This is a genomic window from Schnuerera sp. (assembly GCF_035459645.1).
GTDB lineage: Bacteria > Bacillota > Clostridia > Tissierellales > Tepidimicrobiaceae > Schnuerera.
The window spans coordinates 1-2,477 of sequence record NZ_DATHXO010000097.1 but is presented as its reverse complement, the minus strand read 5'-3'; the positions used below and the strand labels follow the sequence as shown (position 1 = coordinate 2,477).

Genomic DNA, 2,477 nt, shown 5'->3' with positions numbered 1-2,477 from the left:
GCTGCCACAGGCACTGCAAATGGAGGACTAATATATTTTTTAAAAAAGGGAGAATATATTAGTGGAAAAGAAATATTATCTATTCAAGGAGAATACTTAAAAAGACCAAGCAAGATTTACTGTACCATAGACAAAGAGGGTGAAAGTTACAATATTAAAGTTGGTGGCGAAGCTAAATTAATATTAGAAGGAATTATGTATTTTTAACCAACCTAAAAGGTTGGTTATTTTAATTTTAAAAATCCTAGAGTAATTAAAATAATGCCAGTTAACCAAGAAAGGTTGATCTTTGATTTTTCAACGAATCTCCTTCCAATAAATAAACCACCCCAAATAGATAATATATTAAAAACTATAGATAAAAAAATGATTAAGAAAAAATTAATATTACAAAGACCAGAACTAAAACCTATAGCCAATGAATCTAAAGAAAGAGCTACAGCTAAGTAGAGAGCTTCGTTATAGTTAAGGTTTTTAGAATTATCAAAATCGGCTTTAATTTCATCAACATAGATATCAATTATTAATCGTATATCAAATAGTTTAACTTTTACCCTTTCTTTTGAAGAACCTTTATTTTTAAAAAAAGATTTAACAAAACTTTCAAATAAATAATATATACCAAGAAATATCAAAATCAAAAAACTTATTGTAGTGGTAAGATTTAAAGGCAAAAAATTTTTTATGAATTCTCCCAGCAAAACAGATATAGCTAAAAACGAAGTACAGACTATATCTATTATAAGTACCGAAGTAAAAGGTATCCTAATATTATTTGTACCATAAGCAATACTAGCTACAAAAGCATCTAAAGACAAAGCTAATACTAATAATAATGTTTCCACAGTTAGCACTCCTTTAAATTATAATACTATATCATATTCTCTAATTATATCTGATGTGATAGTTTAATGAATTATGGATTATATATGGAATATTCGTGAATATACCAATATATAAATATAATAGCTATCAAAATAGAGATATACTTTAGGAGGAATTTATGAATATAATATGGGTATTAATAATATTTGTTATTGGTTTGATAATGACTGTGAAAGGCGGAGATATGTTTATAGAAGCTGCCATATGGATAGCCGAAAGAACAGGGATTTCCTCTGGAATAATAGGAGCGACTATTATCAGTATAGCTACAACTTTACCTGAGTTTTTTGTATCTACTGTAGCAAGTAATGAAGGTTTTTCTGAAATGGCAGTTGGAAATGTAATAGGTTCTTATATATGTAATATAGCATTTGTAATGGGAATATGCTCTTTAATAAAACCAATAAAGATTAAATCACATTTTTTTGGTATTAAAGGCATTATGATGATAGCATATCTATGTATTTTTTTTATTTTATCTAAGGGAGGATTAATTACATATAGGGAAGGATATTTTTTAATAGGGTTAGTAGTGTTTTTCATAATAGTAAATATTATAGAACATAAAAAAATAGATAGAAAAAACAAAAAGGTAAAGAGGGGACTTATCAAAAAAAAGGATATATTAATAAATCTTTTAAAATTTATATTAGGAGGATTTTTAATTATTTATGGAGCGCATATATTAGTAGATAGTGGAGTGAAAATTGCAAATTTTTTAAGAATTCCAAAACAAGTGATCAGTTTAACTTTACTTGCTATTGGTACATCTTTACCAGAACTAGTAACATCATTGACAGCCATATTAAAGCAACGGCAAAATATATCCTTAGGAAATATTTTAGGTGCAAATATATTGAATATGTCTATTGCAATGGGAGCTTCAGCTTTAGTTAGTCAACGAGGATTAATAATTTCAAAACAGACATTGGTATTAGATATACCTATGGCTATGATTGTTGCTTTGATTTTTATAATATCAGGGATTTGTAAAGAAAAAATTGGCAGATTTACAGGATTATTGTTACTCTCTTCTTATGTAGTGTATTTACTCATTATATTTTAATATGAAAGATAATGAAAAATAGCATATTTATGCTATTTTTTATTATGTTGAATTAAAGATAAGAAAAAGTGAATAATAATATAGAAACTAAAAAATAAAATACTATTTATAAGGGAATCGCCTAAAATTTACTAAAATTAATATTTGAAATATTTTAATTTTATGTTATCATATAAATTGTTTGCTAAAAACATAACAAATGAAAAGGAGGAATAATTATGGAATTTATGAAAATAGTAGATGTTTTAAACGATCTATTATGGAATAAGCTTCTAATTTTTCTTTTACTAGGAACTGGTATTTATTATACTTTTAGATTAAGGTTCTTACAAGTTCGTAAATTTAAGTTTATTCACAAAGTTGCATTAGGAGATGTATTCAAAAGAGGTGATAAAGCGGATAAAGATGGAATGTCTTCATTTCAAGCTTTAGCCACATCTATCGCTGCTCAAGTAGGAACAGGAAACTTAGCTGGAGTAGCTACAGCTATAGCAACTGGAGGCCCAGGAGCTATATTTTGGATGTG

Annotated in this window: 3 protein-coding genes and 1 pseudogene; 3 read left to right on the top strand and 1 reads right to left on the bottom strand. The window is 26.8% G+C overall.

The genetic code is table 11. The features are described from left to right. Positions 1-207, top strand: a pseudogene (locus VK998_RS02345) (PhzF family phenazine biosynthesis protein); the annotation flags it as partial. Positions 208-224: 17 nt separating this feature from the next. Here the strand turns inward: VK998_RS02345 and ytaF are convergent. Continuing rightward, positions 225-845 (bottom strand): sporulation membrane protein YtaF, encoded by a 621-nt coding sequence (gene ytaF, locus VK998_RS02340; protein ID WP_325225040.1) that lies wholly within the window; start codon positions 843-845, stop codon positions 225-227. A 158-nt stretch (positions 846-1,003) separates the two neighbouring features. On the opposite strand from ytaF, the gene VK998_RS02335 reads away from it, so the two are divergent. Together VK998_RS02335 and VK998_RS02330 are read left to right on the top strand one after the other, a co-directional pair. Then, a complete protein-coding gene (locus tag VK998_RS02335; protein ID WP_325225039.1) occupies positions 1,004-1,951 on the top strand; it encodes a calcium/sodium antiporter in 948 nt (315 codons plus the stop codon). A 218-nt stretch (positions 1,952-2,169) separates the two neighbouring features. Further along, positions 2,170-2,477: alanine:cation symporter family protein (locus VK998_RS02330; protein ID WP_325225038.1), on the top strand; the 308-nt coding region annotated here is incomplete at its 3' end.